Genomic DNA, 15700 nt, shown 5'->3' with positions numbered 1-15700 from the left:
GTCTCCTTCGGACCCGCGGACTTCACGTGCCGCGAACCATTCGCGGCGGACCCGGAGGGAGGTCTCCTGGCTTCCGGGGCCGCGGAGCAGCATCGCTCCGCCAGGCACCCTCCACCTTCCCGCCGCGAGCATCCGCGGCAGTGGCGACGACGTCGAGGGTGCTTCACCCCGGCTACAGTGGCGGGACCGCGCCGGACTTGGACCGGCTTCCCTGTTCCTCCGAGCCGAAAAGCTTCCCCGGAGTAGCGGAGGCGCGCGGACCCGTCAAGCGCGGAGGACGCGCGCCCAGGATTCCGGAGCCCGCGCGGACGGATGCCGGACCGGCCGGCCGGGCGCAGGGCGCGGCCGGCCGGTCGCGGGCCCGCTCACCGCCCCGCGGAGGCGGTCCGCTGCGCCCCGGCAGGCGCCCCGGGCGCGGCGGCGCTGCCCACGGTGACGTTGGCCCGCACCTTCGCGAGCCAGGCGGGGCCGAGGCCCTTCACCGCGAGCACGTCCTCCACCCGGCGGAACGGCTGCCGGGTGCGGTGCGCGACGATGGCCTGCGCGCGCTGCTGGCCGACGCCGGGCAGCCGCATCAGCTCCACCACCGGCGCGCGGTTCAGGTCGACCTTCTCGCCCTGCGCGAGCGCCTTCTTCGCCGCGAACGCCGGGGCCGCGGCGAGCAGCGCGGCCGCGACCGCGAGCGCCCTCCACCGCGGGATCACGGGTGCACCTCCACCGTCTCGAAGCCGTCGCGCCGCGCCGGGGCGGTCCCGCCGCGCTCGGCCGGCGGCTTGGGCTCGCGCACCTGGAGCGTGGCGGTGCCGATGGGCAGCGCGTCGAGCTGCAGCGTGATGCTGCCGTCGCGGTTCACGTACGCCGCGCCGATGCGCGGCCAGTAGCGCTTCTCGCCGTCCTTGCTCTCGGGGATCGCGTAGACCGCGAGCCGCCGGTTTCCGTTCGTGTCGCTCATGTGCCTCTCCGTGGGTTCGGACCGCCGCGCGAGGTGCGCGGCGGCGAGCCGGGGAGAGCAGCCGGCGTGCCCGCGCCAACCCCGCGGGAACACGGGCGGCGGGCCTTGAACGCGCGTTCAGCCGGCGGACCGCCGGCCGCGCCGCGGACCGGAGGATGCGGTCCGTGGGCTGGGGAGGGCTGCAGCCCCTCCCCGCGGGGACCGCTCGCGTACCCGCGCACGCGGGCGCGAGCGGTCACGGGACCCGCGAAGCCGGAGTGGGCCCCGACGGCTCTGCCGGCGGGGCGACGGCGCAGCCCTCGTCAGTTGAACTTCCCGCCCTGCGGGAACGCGGGCGCGTCGCCCAGCTCGACCGGCCCGAAGCGGGCCTCGTAGCGCGCCAGGTTCTCCTGGATGGCGAGCAGGAGCCGCTTCATGTGCTTGGGCGTGGTGATCGCCCGCGCGCGCACCGTGGCCTTGGGCGCCTGCGGCTGGACGTAGATGAGATCGAGCGTGAACTCGGTCTCGGTGTGGTTCACCATCGCCATGTTGACGAAGGCGCCCTGCGCGGTGGCCGGATCGATCTCGATCTGCACCGGAATGCCGTGCGGCGGCGGTGCGGCGGGCTTGTCGGACATGTCCCAGGCTTAACAGGAATCGCCGGGCCCCGCGCCGGCTTCACGCAGCGTCAATTCGCCCCGCATCCCGAGGGGGCCGGCCGCAGGCGGAGGATTGAAAGACGGCCCGGGCAGGGGTAACGCTCGTGGAGCGTGGTCCGGACCTCCAGCGCGCGCGGCGACGAGTTCGAACTCCCCGGTGGGCCCGACGCGGTCCTGCTGCTGCACGGCCTCACCGGCTCGACGTTCGAGGTCCTCCCCGTCGCGGAGCGGCTCCACGCCGCCGGCATGCGCTGCCTCGCCCCGCGGATGGCCGGCCACGCCGGCGGCCCCGCGGCGCTGGGCGAGGTCTCGTACACGGAGTGGATCGCGCAAGCCCGGCGCGACCTGGAGCGGCTCGCTGGCGCGCGCCGCACCTTCCTGGTGGGCTGCTCGATGGGCGCGCTGGTCGCCTGTGCGCTGGCCCACGACCACCCGGCGCGTGCCGACGGCCTCGTGCTGCTGGCCCCGGCGCTGGAGCTGCAGCTGCAGGGCCGGCTGGGCGCGCTGCTGGGGCGGCTCGGCCCGCTCCGGCGCGTGGTGATCCCGAAGGCGGCCGGCTCCGACGTGCGCGACCCCGAGATGCGCGCCGCGAACCCCGCCTTCCCGGGCGTGCCGCTCGGCGCGGTGGCCGAGCTGGCGAAGCTGGCGCGCCACGTGGACGCGCAGCTGCCCGGCATCGCCGCGCCGGCCCTGGTCATCGCAGGCGGGCACGACCACACGGTCACGCTCGGCGGCGCGCGCCGCGTGGCGCGGCGCATCGGCTCCGGCCCCGCCGCGCTGCGGGTCCTGCCGGAGAGCTGGCACCTCGTGGGCATCGACGTGGAGCGGGAGCGCTGCGCCGAGGAGGCCGCGCGCTTCCTGGAGGCGCTGCCGATCCCGGGCGGCCGCCGCCGCCACCCCGGCACGGCGCCGCGCCGCCCCAGGGCGGCGGGCGGGACGAAGGCGAAGGCCCGCGCCGGGCGCCGGCGCAGGGGGTGAACCGTGGCCAGCTACGTCCTCGCCATCGACCAGGGCACCACCGGCACCACCGTGCTGGTCCTCGACCGGCGCCTCTCGCCGCGCGCGCGCGTGAACCAGGAGTTCCGGCAGATCTTCCCGAAGCCGGGCTGGGTCGAGCACGATCTCGAGGACATCTGGGGCTCGACCGTGTCCACCGTGCAGCGTGCGCTCCGCGAGGCGGGGATCCGCGGCTCCGACGTCGCCGCGGTGGGCATCACCAACCAGCGCGAGACCACGGCGCTGTGGGAGCGCCGCTCCTCGCGCCCGGTGGCGCACGCCATCGTCTGGCAGGATCGCCGCACCACCGACGCGTGCGCGCAGCTGCGCTCCGCCGGGCACGAGCCGCTGGTGCGCGAGCGGACCGGTCTGGTGCTCGATCCGTACTTCTCCGCCACGAAGCTGCGGTGGCTGCTCGACAACACCAAGGGCGCGCGGCAGAAGGCCGAGGCCGGCGCGCTGGCGTTCGGGACCATCGACAGCTTCCTGGTGTGGCGGCTCACCGGCGGCGCGGCGCACGTCACCGACGTCTCGAACGCGAGCCGCACCCTGCTCATGGACCTGCGGGAGCGGCGCTGGGATCGCGAGCTCCTGGACCTGTTCGGCGTCCCGCCCAACGTGCTCCCGGAGATCCGCGCGTCGTCGGAGGTGTACGGCACCACCCGCGGGGTGAAGGTGCTCCCGGACGGCATCCCGGTGGCGGGCATGGCCGGCGACCAGCAGGCGGCGCTGTTCGGCCAGGCCTGCTTCCGGCCGGGCGAGGCGAAGTGCACCTACGGCACCGGCGCGTTCCTGCTCCAGAACGTCGGGCCGGAGCCGGTGATGTCGTCGCGCGGCCTGCTCACCACCGTCGCGTGGACGGTCGGGGGCGAGACGGCGTACGCGCTGGAGGGCTCCTCGTTCATCGCCGGCGCCGCGGTGCAGTGGCTCCGCGACGGGCTGGGGCTCATCGCGCGCGCGCCCGATGTGGAGGCGCTCGCGAAGCAGGTGAAGTCCACCGGCGAGCTGGTGTTCGTGCCGGCGCTGGCGGGGCTGGGCGCGCCGCACTGGCGGCCGGAGGCGCGCGGGCTCATCGCGGGCATCGACCGCGGCACCACCGCGGCGCACCTGGCGCGCGCCACGCTCGAGGGGATCGCCTTCCTCATCCACGACCTCGCCGAGGCGATGCGCGCCGAGGCGGGCAAGCCGTTCCCGGTCTTCAAGGTGGACGGCGGCGCCTCCCAGAACGACCTGCTCATGCAGTTCCAGGCTGACCTGCTCGAGGTGCCGGTGGAGCGGCCGCGCATGATCGAGACCACCGCGCTCGGCGCCGCGTTCCTGGCCGGCCTGGCGGTGGGCTTCTGGAAGGACCGCGAGGAGATCCGCCGCGCCTGGCAGGTGGGGAAGCGCTTCGAGCCGAAGATGAAGCCGGTCGAGCGAGAGCAGCACGTGGCGAAGTGGCGGAAGGCGGTCCAGGGGGCGTAGCCGCCCCGCGGGCAGCGCCACCGGAGGTGACGCCAAGGGACCCGCGCAGCAGGGGTGGGGCCCCGACGGCTCTGCCGGCGGGGCGGGGCGGCACGCCCCGTGGAGATCGCCAAGTGGCGGAAGGCGGTCCAGGGGGCGTAGCCGCCCGAAGGTAGCCTCACCGCGACCGCGCGTCAGCGCGCCCGGCGGACCTGCGCCAGCACCTCGACCTCGGCGAGCGGGCGGCGCAGCGCGGCGAGCGCGCGGAGCCCGAAGCACACCTCGCCGAGGAGGCAGCCGAGGAAGGTGATCGCCACGAGCTGCGCCGGGACCGCGGTGCTGATGAACAGCGCCCCGGAGACGAGGAAGGTGGTGTAGGCGCCGAGGTACCATTCCGGGCGCTCGACCCGGACGTCCCGCGGCCGGAGCTCGACGATGCCATCGGGGCGGAGGCGGCGGACGACGTGGCTCATCGCAGGATCATCTTGCGAGAGGGATCGCACCGGCGCAACCCGGCGACCCGTTCCCGTGGGGGCGGGTGTGGGCTACGCGAGCCGGTCGAGGGCGTCGGCGACGGTCGTGACGCCCACCAGCTCGATCCCGTCGGGCGCGTCGGCGTGCCGGAGGCTGGCGGCGGGGACGATCGCGCGCTGGAAGCCGAGGCGCGCCGCCTCCGCCAGGCGGATCCCGGGCTGCGACACCGCCCGGACCTCGCCCGCCAGGCCCACCTCGCCCAGCACCAGCGTCCGCGCCGGCAGGGCGCGCTCCCGGAAGCTCGAGGCGAGGGCGGCGACCACGGCGAGGTCGGCGGCGGGATCGTCCACCGACAGCCCGCCGGCCACGTTGACGAACAGGTCGCAGGGCAGGATCTCCAGCCCGACCTTCTTCTCGAGCACCGCCGCGAGCAGCGCCACGCGGTTGCCGTCCACGCCCAGCGCGGTCCGCCGCGGGGTGCCGTAGCCGGTGGGCGCCACCAGCGCCTGCACCTCGACCAGCACCGTGCGCGTGCCGTTCAGCACCGCCGTCACGGCGCTCCCGGGCGCGTCCTCCGGGCGCTCGGCCAGGAACAGCGCCGACGGGTTCGCCACCTCCGCGAGCCCGCCCGCCTTCATCTCGAAGACGCCGATCTCGCTGGCCGAGCCGAAGCGGTTCTTGTGCGCGCGGAGCACGCGGTACGGGTGGGCGCCGCCGCCCTCGAAGTAGAGGACCGTGTCCACCATGTGCTCGAGCACGCGCGGCCCGGCGATGCTGCCGTCCTTGGTGACGTGCCCGATGAGGAAGATCGGCGTCTCGGTGGTCTTGGCGAGCGCCATGAGCCGCGCGGTCACCTCGCGGATCTGCGTGACGGTGCCGGGCGCGCTCTGCAGTTCGGGCAGGTACTGCGTCTGGATCGAGTCCACCGCCACGGCGGCCGGGGCGAGCGCCTCGGCGGCCTGGAGCACCTTGAGCGCGTCGGTCTCGGCGAGCACCTGGAGGTTCCGGGCGGCGACGCCGAGCCGGTCGGCCCGGAGCTTCACCTGCCGCGCCGACTCCTCGCCGGAGACGTACAGCACCGGGCGGTCGGGGTTCGCCCGGGCCACGCGGTCGAGCGCGGCCAGGACCAGCGTGGACTTGCCGATGCCGGGGTCACCGCCGAGGAGCACGAGCGCGCCGGGCACCACGCCCCCGCCCAGCACCCGGTCCAGCTCGCCGATCCCGGTGCGCTGCCGCTGCTCCTCGCGCGCCTCCACCTCGCGCAGCGGCAGCGGCTTCGCCGCGGCGTGCGTGCCCCAGCCGCGCGGCGCGGCGCCGACCTTCGGCTCCGGGGCGGCGATCTCCTCCTGCAGCGTGTTCCACTGCTTGCAGGCGGGGCACTGGCCGAGCCACTTCGGGCTCTGCTGCCCGCACTCGGCGCAGGCGAACACGGTGCGGACCCTCGGGGCGGCGCGCGACATGGAAGCAGGCGTTAGCACGCACGTCCGACATGTCGGCGCCCGCCGCTCCGTCTCTTGCCGATGCGGCCCGCGATGCACGATCCTCCGCGCCGCTCGACGCTCGCCAGCCCGCACGGGCTGCGGGCGGACTCCCACCTCAGCCGATGCCCTCGCACCCGACCCGCCGCCTGCCCGCCGCGCTGCTCCTCGCCATGCTCGCCGTGCTCCCCGCGGCCGCTCGCGCCGTCGATCTCGACCGCGACGGCCTCGACGACGCGCTCGAGGACGCGCTGCTGGCGCGCTTCGCGCCGGTGGTGGTCCTCGCGCCGGACGAGCCGGTGCGGCCGGCGAGCGCCCCCTGGGTGCTCGCCCGCGCGGCGCTCGAGACGGCGCCGGGACCGCCGCCGCGGGTCCTCCAGGCCTCCGCCCTGGGCGCGCTCGCGGCGCTCGTGATCCCGGGCACCGAGGAGCCGGGGGCGCGCCTGCGCCTCGCCGCGGGTGCGCAGGCCGGCAGCTCGGATGCCTCCGACTGGACGGCCTACGGGCATGCCTTCCGGGCCCCGGACGGCGGGGTGCTGCTCCAGTACTGGTTCCTCTACCCGTTCAACGCGGCGTTCTGGGCGTTCGACCACGACGGCGACTGGGAGCACGTCACGGTGCGCCTGGATCCCGCGGGCCGGCCGCTGGGCGCCTGGCTGGCGCGCCACGCCGACGCGCAGCCGGGTCCGTGGTTCGCGTGGGGCGCGCTGCGGCGCGAGGGGGATCACCCCGTGGTGCTCTCCGCGCACGGCACGCACGCGAGCTATGCCTCGCCGGACGACGCGCCGCCGTGGGAGCGGCTCTGCCCGGAGGCCGAGCCGGCGCGCGCGACGACCGCGGGCTGCGCCGTCTGGCGGCCCGCGGCGCCCGGCTTCGGCGGCGTGGTGAACGTGGGCGAGCGCGCGGCGCCGCGCGTCGCGTTCCTCGCGTGGCCCGGCCGCTGGGGCGCGACCGGCGCGTTCGGCCGCGACAGCCACGGCGCGCCGCCCCCCGGCCCGGCGTTCCAGCGGGGCTGGTGCAGTGAAGGCGCGCCGGGCGCGTGCCCCTGATCGCGTGATCGCGCCCGGCGCGCGCCCTATACCGCTGCGGAGCCGCGCCGGATCACCGCCAGGATGAGCGTGATCACGGCGAGGATGAGCAGCAGGTGCACCCACCAACCGACGGTGGCGCCCGATACCAGGCCCACCGCCCACAGCACGAGCAGGATGACTGTGATCGTCCAGAGCATGCGGCCCCCTCCCTTGCATCGAAAGGTACGCACGCGGCGCGAGGTGGAAGCGGGCCGCGGCAGGCGCGTGCCCGCCGGGCGGTGCGCGGTCCGGAGGAGGCGCCCCCTGCCTGGTTGGGGGTCGTCAACCCACGTGCGACCGCCTGGTTGACGAGCGGATCCCCGCCTGTCTATCGTGCGGGCCCCATGTGCGAGACCGCTTCCAGGACGCTGCCGCCCGGCATCACGCCGATCTCCGGTGACGAGGCCCGCCGCCTCATCCACCACACGTCAGGCCCCGAGCTCGAGGCGCTGCTCGACCGGGCCGAGGCGGTCCGGCGCGCGGTGCACGGCGACGAGGTCGCGCTGTGCGGCATCACGAACGCGAAGAGCGGCCGCTGCCCCGAGGACTGCGGCTTCTGCTCGCAGTCGGCGCGCTTCGAGGGCGCCGACGCGCCCGTGTACCCGATGATCGGCGCCGGCGAGATCGTGGAGCAGGCGCACAAGGCGGAGCGGGCCGGCGCGCGCGAGTTCTCGATCGTGGCGAGCGGGACGCGCCTGGCGCGGGAGCAGGAGCTCGCGACCGTCGAGGAGGCGCTGCGGCGGCTGCGGGCGGAGACCGCGGTGGAGCCCTGCGCCTCGCTCGGCCTCATGCGCGAGCCGGAGCTGCGGCGGCTGAAGGACGCCGGGCTCATGCACTACCACCACAACCTCGAGACCGCGCGCAGCCACTTCGAGAACGTCTGCACGACGCACACGTTCGACGAGCAGCTCGAGACCATCCGCGCCGCGAAGGGGCTCGGGCTGAAGCTCTGCTCCGGCGGCATCCTGGGCATGGGCGAGACCCCGGAGCAGCGCGTGGAGTTCGCCGAGGAGGTCCGCGACCTCGGCGTGGACTGCGTGCCGGTGAACTTCCTCAACCCGCGCGCCGGCACGCCCATGGCGCACCTGAAGGCCATCACGCCGGAGGAGTGCCTGGCGGCCGTGGCCGTGTTCCGCCTGATGATGCCGGCGGCGCACATCTTCGTGATGGGCGGGCGCGAGGTGAACCTCGGCGACCGGCAGGACCTCATCTTCCGCGCCGGCGCGAACGGCACCATGGTCGGCAACTACCTCACCAGCGCCGGCCGCGCGCCCGACCTCACCGTCGGCATGGTGGAGCGGCAGGGCCTCACGCTCCGGCCGCCCGACACCGGGAAGGCCTGGGCGTTCGACGGCCACGCGCCGTCCGACGCCGACTGGAACCGCAAGGCCGCGGAGCCGCGCCCGCGGCCGCTGCCGGTGGTCCGCTAGGCGATGGCGCGCGGCGCGCTCGACTGGATCGGCGCCGAGCTCGAGGCCCTCGACGCGAAGGGCCTGCGCCGGTCCCTCGAGCCCATCGGCCCGGCGCAGGGGCCGGTGGTGCAGGTGGGCGGCCGCGCGCTCGTGAACCTCTGCTCCAACGACTACCTCGGGCTGGCCGCGGATCCGCGCGTCCGCGCGGCGGCCGCCGACGCCGCCATGCGCTTCGGCGCGGGCAGCGGCGCGGCGCGGCTCGTCGCGGGCGACCTGCCGCCACACGGCGCCCTGGAGGCGCGGCTCGCCGCGTGGAAGGGCCGGGAGGCCGCGCTGCTGTTCGGCTCGGGCTACCACGCGAACGCCGGCGTGCCCGGCGCGCTGGTGGGGCGCGACGACGCGGTGTTCTCCGACGTCCTGAACCACGCCTCGATCGTGGACGGCTGCCTGCTGTCGCGCGCCGAGCTGGTCCGCTACCGCCACTGCGACGTGGAGGAGCTGGCCGGGCTGCTGGCGCGCACGCGGGCCCGCCGGAAGCTGGTGGTGACCGACGCGATCTTCTCCATGGACGGCGACGCCGCGCCGCTCCGCGAGCTGGCCGAGCTGTGCGACCGCCACGGGGCCATGCTCTACGTGGACGAGGCGCACGCGGCCGGCGTGCTCGGGCCGAACGGCGCCGGCCTGGCCGAGGCGCTCGGGGTGCAGGATCGCGTGGACGTGCACATGGGCACGCTGGGCAAGGCGCTCGGCGCGTTCGGCGCGTACGTCGCCGGCGAGCGGCGCCTCATCGAGCTGCTCGTCTCCCGGGCGCGGCCGTTCGTCTTCAGCACCGCGCTCCCGCCGCCCGCCTGCGCCGCGGCGCTCGCCGCGCTGGAGGTGGTGGCGACCGAGCCGTCGCGGCGGACCCACCTGTTCGCGCTCTGCGCGCGGATGCAGGCCGGGCTGGCGCGGCTCGGGTTCGACGTGGCGCGGGTCGCGTCGCCCATCTTCCCGGTGGTGCTGGGCACCGAGGCGCGGGCGCTGGCGGCGGCGGCGGCGCTCCGCGAGCGGGGCTGGTTCGTGCGCGCCATCCGCCCGCCCACCGTGCCGCACGGCACGAGCCGGCTGCGGGTGGCGCTCTCGGCCGCGCACGACGCGGCGCAGGTGGACGGGTTCCTGGCGGCGCTGGCGGCGGTGCTGCCGGACCTGCCGCCGGCCGGGCCGCGGCGGGCCGGCTAGCCGGAGCTCAACGCCGTCCCGGCTCGCGACCCGACGGGCGCGCCGCCGGCGGGCGCGCACCCCTCCGCGTTCAGCGCGCGTGGCCGAGCATGTACCACTGCTCGTACAGGCTGCTCCGCCCGGGGTTGCCGCTCGAGCACGAGGTGAACGTGCCCTTCGCCGCCAGCGCCGCGTAGGCGCCGGTGCCGTCGAGCACCGTCCAGCGGCCCACCACCGGCAGGGCGGCGCCCTTTCGCGCCGTCGTCAGCCGGACGCGCAGCGTCCCGCGCCCGCCCTCCAGCACGCGCTCCACCACGCCGCCGCCCGCGGGGAACCCGCCCATGTCGCGGGCCACGCCCTCGTCCACGGTGGCGCCCGAGGCGTCGCGGAGCCGGAACGTGCCGGTGTACTGCCAGTCCGGGAACGAGACGTCGATCTCGATCCGCTGCGCGCCGGGCGGGGGAAGCTCGGCCGCCGGCGGCGGCTCGCGGCGGCGCTCCGGCGCGTCGGCGCTGGCCGCGAGGGGGAGGGCGGCGGCGAGCGCGAGCGCGGCGAGCGCGAGCGGGCGGTGGAAGCGCATCACGGGCTCCCCTGGGGGGCGCGGGGCGGCGGGACGCGGCCGTGCGCGGTCTCGCAGTCGGCGAACCGGCGCTCCGCCTCGACGCGCGCCTCGCCCAGCACCTGGATCCGGTGCGCCACCGGCAGGCAGGCGGAGGTGGCGGCGCGCAGGGCCGCGCGGAGCCGCCCCCAGTCCACCGTGGACACGCGCGCGGTCCCGTCGGCAGACACGGTGGCGAGCTCGGTGCCGTCGGGGCTGAACGCGGCGTTGCCCACCGCGCCGTCGTGGGCGCGGAGCACCAGCGGGTCCCCGCTCCCGTCGCGCGGATACACGCGGACGGTGCCGTCGCTCGAGGCGAGCGCCCAGCGGCGCCCGTCGCGGCTCACCGCCACCGAGAACAGCCCCTCGGGCAAGGCCGGGAACGGCGCCCGCTCCTCGCCGTCCGGGCTGAAGCGGCGCAGCGCGCCGCCCTGCTCCGGGACGAGCAGCGTGCCGTCGGGCGCCACCGCCGCACGGAAGACCGGGCGGCCGGCCCGCACCACCCTCGGCGGCGAGCCGTCGAGCGGCCACACGTGGACGGAGGCCTCGTCCTGCGACGAGGAGATCACCGCCTTGCCGTCCGGCGTCCAGGTCACCGCGGTGAGCACCGCGCCGTGGCCGCGGAACACGAGCGGCGTCCCGGTGCCGTCGGCGCGCCACACGCGCACCGTCTTGTCGAGCGAGCCGCTCGCGATGAGCGTGCCGTCCGGGCTGAACGCGGCGGACAGCACCGGCCCGTCGTGCCCGCGCAGCTCGCGCACCAGCGCGCCGGTCGCGGCATCCCACACGCGCACGGTGCGATCCTCGGACGAGGTCACGAAGGTGCGCTCGGTGGGATCGAGGTCGGCGGAGTGGATCACGTTGCCCGGGTCGCGCACGGTGAGCGCCGCGCCCCCGTGCACCGGCCAGAGCCGGGCGGTGCCGTCGTGGCTGGCGGTGAGCACGCGCGTGCCGTCCCGCGTCCACTGCACCGTGTCCACCAGCGCCTCGTGCCCCACCAGCTGCCCGCGCTGGCGCGGGTCGTCCGTGCGCCACACGCGGATCACGTCGTCGGTGCCGCGCGTGAACAGCCGGCTGCCGTCCGGGGTGGGCGCCCCGTCCACCACGGTGTGCCCGCGCAGCACCACCGGCGAGCCCTCGCCGTCGGCCGGCCAGATCCGCACCGTGCCCTCGGTGCCGCCGGTGACCACGCGGCGCCCGTCAGGCGCGAACGCGGCGTACGCCACGCTGCCGCGGTGGCCGCGCAGGCGGACCTCCGGGACGGCGGCGCCGAGCCGCCACACGCGCGCCGCCCCGTCCTGCGAGCCCGCCACCACGCGCGTGCCGGCGCGGTCGAACGCGACCGAGGACACCGCCAGCCCGGGGGCGCCCAGCGACTGGCGGACGCGCCCGTCGGGCCCGAGCAGGCGCACCACGCCGTCCTCCGAGCCGACCGCGACGAGGCGGCCGTCCGGCGACCAGGCCACCGACCACACCACGCCGCCCGGCAGCGGCGCGGTCGCGAGCACCGCACCGCCGGGCGACGCGATCACGCGTACGAAGCCGTCCGCGGTGCCGGTGGCGACCCGGGTGCCGTCCGGGGAGAACGCGAGCGCGAGCACGGCGCCGTCGTGCACCACCGAGCGTGGGGGCGCGTCGCCGGCGAGGTCGGCCAGCCAGAGCCGCCCGTCGAGCGCGCCGGCCGCCGCGATCCGGCCCGCCGGATCGAGCGCCAGCCGGACCAGCGGGACACCGCCGGCGGGCAGCGTGCGCGGGGCGCCACCGCCGTCGAGCGGGAACACCCGCAGCGTGCCCGCGTGGTCGGCGGTGACGAGCCGCCGTCCGTCGGGCGTGAAGGCGAGCCCGTCGGTGCGCGCCGGGCCGTCGGCGCCGAGCCCCCGCGGCGCGCCGGTCCCGTCGGCGCGCCAGAGCCTGGCGCCGCCGCCCTCGCCGCCGGCCGCGACCCAGGCGCCGTCCGGGCTGACCGCGAGCCCCTCGCCCTTGGGCACGCCGTCGAGCACCGTCTCCGGGATGGGCTCCGAGAGCAGGCGCTGCGCGATCGCGACCGCGCGCGGCGGCGGGTCGTCGGGGAGCTCGGCCATGAGCAGCGCCGCCACCAGCGGATCCGAGGCGCCGTCGGCCGTCCCGGCGACGCGCGCCGCGCGCAGCGCCCGCTCGGCCCGGTCGCCGCTGCGGATCGCGAGCGCCGCGGCCGCGGCGAGCCCCAGCACCACCAGCCCGCCCGCCGCGGTGCCGGTCCGGCGCAGCCGCCGCAGCCGGGCGGCGCGGGCCTGCGCCACGGCGCGGCCGGCGTAGGCCTGCTCCACGCCGCCGAGCCCGTCGAGCAGGCCGAGCGCGGTCTGCGGGCGCCCGGTGGGCGCCTTCGAGAGCGCCGCGGTGAGCAGCGAGGCGAGCGAGGGCGGCGCGTCCTCGAGCGGGAGCCGCGGCGGCGGGCCCGGGTCGAGCACGGTGCTGCGCCCGTCCACCACCGGGAAGGGCAGCTCGCCGGTGAGCATCTGCCACAGCACCACGCCGGCGCTGAACACGTCGGCCCGCGCGTCGCCGGGCTCGCCGCGGAGCTGCTCGGGCGCCATGTACGCCGGCGTCCCGCCGGCGAGGCTGGCCCGGTCGAGCAGCCGCGCCAGGCCGAAGTCGAGCAGCTTCACGCCGCCCCCCTCGGTGAGGAACACGTTGCCGGGCTTCAGGTCGCGGTGGAGCACGCCGCGCGAGTGCGCGTGGACGAGGCCGCTCGCCACGTCGCGGGCGATGCGCACCGCCTCCTCGGGCGGCAGCCGGCCGCGCTTCAGCCGCTGCTGGAGCGTCTCGCCGCGGAGCAGCTCGAGGATGAGGTACGGCGTGCCCTCGTGGATCCCGAAGTCGTGCAGCGTGACGACGTTGGGGTGGTTGAGCCGCGCCGCCGCCTCGGCCTCCTCGCGGAGCGGCTTCTCCAGCGCGGCCGGCTCGGCGCGGGAGGGGCGCATCGCCTTGAAGGCGACCAGCCGGCCCAGCTCGCGATCGCGCGCCTCGAACACCAGCCCGAAGCCGCCCCGGCCGATCTCCCGGAGCAGCTCGAACCGGCCCACCACCATCCCGGCCTCGAGCGGCGCGGCGAGCTGCGAGGGATCGCGCGCCGGCGCGGAGGCGAGCTCCAGCAGCAGGTCGGAGAGCTCCTGGCTCTCGCCCTCCAGCTCCGGGGGGATGGCGCGGGGCGCCTCGCGCATTGGGACGCGGCCGCTACTCGAGCAGCCCCTCCTCCCGCGCCATGCGCGCGAGCTTCTCCTTCAGCCGCTCGAAGCGCTTGCGCAGCGCCGGCTCGTCCACCGCATCGCCCTCGTCGGCGAGCACGGTCGCGACCTCGCGCCAGGAGAGCCCCCGGTCGAGCCGCAGCACCAGGAGCGTCTGCTCGTCCGGCTGCAGGCGGGCGCGCAGCCGGTCGATGCCGCGCTGCCGCGCCTCGCGCCGGCCGAGCAGCGCAGACGATCGGACCTCGTCGGCGATGCGCGACAGCTCGTGGGTCTCGAGGCGGCGGCCCCGGCCGCGGTAGGGGTCGCGCAGGTGGCGGGCCGCGGCGTGCCAGGCGAGCCGGTAGGCCCACACGCGGACGGGGCACTCGCGGCGGAAGCCGGGGAGGCCGCGCCAGAGGTCCTCGGTGAACTGGGAGAACACCTCGGCGGCGTCGGCGTCGTTCCGGAGGATGGAGGAGAGGTAGCCGAGGAGCTGCGGGCCGTACTCGCGGAGGACCGCCTCGGCGGCTCCCCGGTGATCGCCGGCTTCGAGGAACGGTGCGGCGCGTCCGTGGTCGGTCATCCGGGCGAGGGGCTCCGGGGCGCGGACCGGCCGGACGACCGGGAACGGGCCGGGAGAGGGCCGACCATAACGGACGGTGCCGTTTGCCGCAATGGGCGTGGCTCGCACGGTGGGGCCCTCCGCGTGGACGTTCCCGGTGAGGGAGGGGCGGGCAGCGCGGGCGTGACCGGGGGGGCGGCGCGCCTCAGCGGGACAGCTCGTGCACGCGCTCCCGCAACCGGTGCGCCTCGTCCCGGACGCGCGCCTCCATGCTGTCGTCCGACCGCAGCCCGACCAGCCAGCCGGCGGCGAACCCGATCGCGGCGGCGAGCAGGAGCGCGGCGATCGCGGTCCGGGCGCGGAAGGACACGTCACATCCCGAGCTGCTGGACCTGGTACCCGCGCTCGCGCAACGCCTGGAGGAGCTCCTGGACGTGCTCGAGGCCGCGGGTCTCCAGCGTCAGCTGGAGGGTGGTGTCGCCGAACCGCGTCGCGAACGCCCGCGTGTGGTGCACCTCGATGACGTTGGCGCGGTGGTGGGCGATGATCGCCGACACCTTGGCGAGCTGTCCCGGCTTGTCGGTGAGCGCGACGCTCACCCGCACCAGCCGCCCGTCCTTCACCAGGCCCCGCTCGATGATGCGCGCGACCAGGTTCACGTCGATGTTGCCGCCGGAGACGATGCCGACCACGCGCCGGCCCTCGAGGCCGGTCGCGCGGCGGTTCATGAGCGCCGCCACCGTGACCGCGCCCGCCCCCTCCGCGACCGTCTTCTCCTTCTCGAGCAGGTACAGGATCGCGCTCGCGATCTCCTCCTCGGAGACGGTCACGATCTCGTCCACCAGGCGGCGGACGTGCTCGAAGGTGAGGTCGCCGGCGCGCTTCACGGCGATGCCGTCCGCGACGGTGCTGGCCGGCTCGAGCGTGACCGGCCGGCCCGCCTCGATCGCCGCCAGCATGCTGGGGAGCACCTCGGTCTCGACGCCCACGATCCGAACCTCGGGGCGCAGCGCCTTCGCGGCCACGGCCACTCCGGAGGCGAGCCCGCCGCCGCCGATGGGCACCAGGATCGCGTCCACCTCCGGGACCTGGTCCAGGATCTCGAGCCCGACCGTGCCCTGGCCCGCGATGATGCGCGGGTCGTCGAACGGGTGCACGAAGGTGAGCCCCTCGGCCTGCTCGAGCCGGCGCGCCTCGGCGTACGCCTCGTCGTAGTTCGCCCCGTGGAGCACGATGCGCGCGCCGTGCGCCCGGGTGTTCGCCACCTTCATGATGGGCGTGGACTCCGGCATCACGATGGTGGCCTTCACCCCAAGGCGACCGGCGTGGTACGCGACCCCCTGCGCGTGGTTGCCGGCGCTCGCCGCGATCAGCCCCCGGGCGCGCTCGGCCTCGGCCGCCAGCAGCAGCGTGTTGAGGGCGCCGCGCTCCTTGTAGGAGCCGGTCATCTGGAGGTTCTCGAGCTTGAGGAAGGCGCTGGTGCCGCTCAGGCGGGAGAGGGTCTCGGTGCGGGCACAGGGGGAGAGGTAGATCCGGTCGCGGATCCGGCCGAGCGCGGCCTGGACGTCGGGGAGCGTCACCATGGCGGATCGCGAACGCTACCGCCCCGCGCGGGCGAACGGCAAGCGCCGCACGCGCGCGAGGACCGGACGAGGAACGGGCGTCGCGGCGGCGCCG

The 15700-nt window shown here is 76.6% G+C and carries 16 protein-coding genes and 1 riboswitch; of the genes, 5 read left to right on the top strand and 11 right to left on the bottom strand.

Going from position 1 to position 15700, the window contains the following annotated elements:
• Window positions 1–59 precede the first annotated feature (59 nt).
• Window positions 60–242, bottom strand: a riboswitch (cobalamin riboswitch).
• A gap of 123 nt (window positions 243–365) precedes the next feature.
• The 3 genes from A2CP1_RS18195 to A2CP1_RS18185 all read right to left on the bottom strand — a co-directional run bounded on the left by A2CP1_RS18195 (window position 366) and on the right by A2CP1_RS18185 (window position 1569).
• Window positions 366–704: a ComEA family DNA-binding protein gene (locus tag A2CP1_RS18195; RefSeq protein ID WP_015934719.1), complete on the bottom strand. Its 339-nt coding sequence runs from the start codon at window positions 702–704 to the stop codon at window positions 366–368.
• Window positions 701–952, bottom strand: coding sequence for a hypothetical protein (locus A2CP1_RS18190; RefSeq protein WP_012527525.1), 252 nt, complete (start codon window positions 950–952; stop codon window positions 701–703). Before A2CP1_RS18190 ends, A2CP1_RS18195 begins: the two co-directional genes overlap by 4 nt.
• A 302-nt stretch (window positions 953–1254) precedes the next feature.
• A complete protein-coding gene (locus A2CP1_RS18185; RefSeq protein WP_015934718.1) occupies window positions 1255–1569 on the bottom strand; it encodes a DUF3467 domain-containing protein in 315 nt (104 codons plus the stop codon).
• Between the two features lie 132 nt (window positions 1570–1701).
• Between A2CP1_RS18185 and A2CP1_RS18180 the strand changes: the two genes are divergently transcribed.
• Window positions 1702–2568: an alpha/beta hydrolase gene (locus A2CP1_RS18180; protein WP_015934717.1), complete on the top strand. Its 867-nt coding sequence runs from the start codon at window positions 1702–1704 to the stop codon at window positions 2566–2568.
• A 3-nt stretch (window positions 2569–2571) separates the two neighbouring features.
• Window positions 2572–4050, top strand: a complete 1479-nt coding sequence (gene glpK / locus A2CP1_RS18175) for a glycerol kinase GlpK (RefSeq protein ID WP_015934716.1) — start codon at window positions 2572–2574, stop codon at window positions 4048–4050.
• 173 nt (window positions 4051–4223) lie between these two features.
• Here glpK and A2CP1_RS18170 read toward each other — a convergent pair whose 3' ends face one another.
• Both A2CP1_RS18170 and radA read right to left on the bottom strand, forming a co-directional pair.
• Complete coding sequence (locus A2CP1_RS18170) at window positions 4224–4502, bottom strand: hypothetical protein (RefSeq protein ID WP_015934715.1); 279 nt, start codon at window positions 4500–4502, stop codon at window positions 4224–4226.
• Window positions 4503–4574: 72 nt separating this feature from the next.
• Complete coding sequence (gene radA / locus A2CP1_RS18165) at window positions 4575–5963, bottom strand: DNA repair protein RadA (protein WP_015934714.1); 1389 nt, start codon at window positions 5961–5963, stop codon at window positions 4575–4577.
• A 143-nt stretch (window positions 5964–6106) separates the two neighbouring features.
• Between radA and A2CP1_RS18160 the strand changes: the two genes are divergently transcribed.
• Window positions 6107–7030, top strand: coding sequence for a hypothetical protein (locus A2CP1_RS18160; protein WP_015934713.1), 924 nt, complete (start codon window positions 6107–6109; stop codon window positions 7028–7030).
• Between the two features lie 26 nt (window positions 7031–7056).
• On the opposite strand, the gene A2CP1_RS23310 is transcribed toward A2CP1_RS18160, so the two are convergent.
• A complete protein-coding gene (locus A2CP1_RS23310; RefSeq protein ID WP_012527518.1) occupies window positions 7057–7209 on the bottom strand; it encodes a lmo0937 family membrane protein in 153 nt (50 codons plus the stop codon).
• Between the two features lie 186 nt (window positions 7210–7395).
• Here A2CP1_RS23310 and bioB point away from each other — a divergent pair, with 186 nt between their 5' ends.
• Both bioB and bioF read left to right on the top strand, forming a co-directional pair.
• A complete protein-coding gene (gene bioB / locus A2CP1_RS18155; RefSeq protein ID WP_015934712.1) occupies window positions 7396–8481 on the top strand; it encodes a biotin synthase BioB in 1086 nt (361 codons plus the stop codon).
• 3 nt (window positions 8482–8484) lie between these two features.
• Complete coding sequence (gene bioF, locus A2CP1_RS18150) at window positions 8485–9681, top strand: 8-amino-7-oxononanoate synthase (protein WP_015934711.1); 1197 nt, start codon at window positions 8485–8487, stop codon at window positions 9679–9681.
• Between the two features lie 70 nt (window positions 9682–9751).
• Here the strand turns inward: bioF and A2CP1_RS18145 are convergent, their stop codons facing one another.
• From A2CP1_RS18145 to A2CP1_RS18130, 5 genes are all read right to left on the bottom strand, one after another.
• Window positions 9752–10240, bottom strand: coding sequence for a hypothetical protein (locus A2CP1_RS18145; protein WP_015934710.1), 489 nt, complete (start codon window positions 10238–10240; stop codon window positions 9752–9754).
• On the bottom strand, window positions 10240–13458 hold the full coding sequence (locus tag A2CP1_RS18140) for a WD40 repeat domain-containing serine/threonine-protein kinase (protein ID WP_015934709.1): 3219 nt from the start codon (window positions 13456–13458) through the stop codon (window positions 10240–10242). Before A2CP1_RS18140 ends, A2CP1_RS18145 begins: the two co-directional genes overlap by 1 nt.
• 13 nt (window positions 13459–13471) lie before the next feature.
• A complete protein-coding gene (locus tag A2CP1_RS18135) occupies window positions 13472–14044 on the bottom strand; it encodes an RNA polymerase sigma factor (RefSeq protein WP_012527513.1) in 573 nt (190 codons plus the stop codon).
• Window positions 14045–14228: 184 nt separating this feature from the next.
• On the bottom strand, window positions 14229–14393 hold the full coding sequence (locus tag A2CP1_RS23305) for a DUF1049 domain-containing protein (RefSeq protein WP_012527512.1): 165 nt from the start codon (window positions 14391–14393) through the stop codon (window positions 14229–14231).
• A 1-nt stretch (window position 14394) separates the two neighbouring features.
• Entirely contained in the window at window positions 14395–15606 is a 1212-nt protein-coding gene (locus tag A2CP1_RS18130) for a threonine ammonia-lyase (protein ID WP_015934707.1), read from the bottom strand.
• Window positions 15607–15700 lie beyond the last annotated feature (94 nt).

This window comes from Anaeromyxobacter dehalogenans 2CP-1 (genome assembly GCF_000022145.1).
Lineage (GTDB): Bacteria > Myxococcota > Myxococcia > Myxococcales > Anaeromyxobacteraceae > Anaeromyxobacter > Anaeromyxobacter dehalogenans.
This window is presented reverse-complemented; position numbering and strand designations above follow the sequence as displayed.

Excerpts from the sequence above, each read along its gene's own strand:
- A2CP1_RS18190 (WP_012527525.1), bottom strand. The coding sequence starts at position 952 with ATGAGCGACACGAACGGAAACCGGCGGCTCGCGGTCTACGCGATCCCC.
- A2CP1_RS18185 (WP_015934718.1), bottom strand. The coding sequence starts at position 1,569 with ATGTCCGACAAGCCCGCCGCACCGCCGCCGCACGGCATTCCGGTGCAG.
- A2CP1_RS18170 (WP_015934715.1), bottom strand. The coding sequence starts at position 4,502 with ATGAGCCACGTCGTCCGCCGCCTCCGCCCCGATGGCATCGTCGAGCTC.
- radA (WP_015934714.1), bottom strand. The coding sequence starts at position 5,963 with ATGTCGCGCGCCGCCCCGAGGGTCCGCACCGTGTTCGCCTGCGCCGAG.
- A2CP1_RS18160 (WP_015934713.1), top strand. The coding sequence starts at position 6,107 with ATGCCCTCGCACCCGACCCGCCGCCTGCCCGCCGCGCTGCTCCTCGCC.
- A2CP1_RS23310 (WP_012527518.1), bottom strand. The coding sequence starts at position 7,209 with ATGCTCTGGACGATCACAGTCATCCTGCTCGTGCTGTGGGCGGTGGGC.
- bioB (WP_015934712.1), top strand. The coding sequence starts at position 7,396 with ATGTGCGAGACCGCTTCCAGGACGCTGCCGCCCGGCATCACGCCGATC.
- bioF (WP_015934711.1), top strand. The coding sequence starts at position 8,485 with ATGGCGCGCGGCGCGCTCGACTGGATCGGCGCCGAGCTCGAGGCCCTC.
- A2CP1_RS18145 (WP_015934710.1), bottom strand. The coding sequence starts at position 10,240 with ATGCGCTTCCACCGCCCGCTCGCGCTCGCCGCGCTCGCGCTCGCCGCC.
- A2CP1_RS18140 (WP_015934709.1), bottom strand. The coding sequence starts at position 13,458 with ATGCGCGAGGCGCCCCGCGCCATCCCCCCGGAGCTGGAGGGCGAGAGC.
- A2CP1_RS18135 (WP_012527513.1), bottom strand. The coding sequence starts at position 14,044 with ATGACCGACCACGGACGCGCCGCACCGTTCCTCGAAGCCGGCGATCAC.
- A2CP1_RS18130 (WP_015934707.1), bottom strand. The coding sequence starts at position 15,606 with ATGGTGACGCTCCCCGACGTCCAGGCCGCGCTCGGCCGGATCCGCGAC.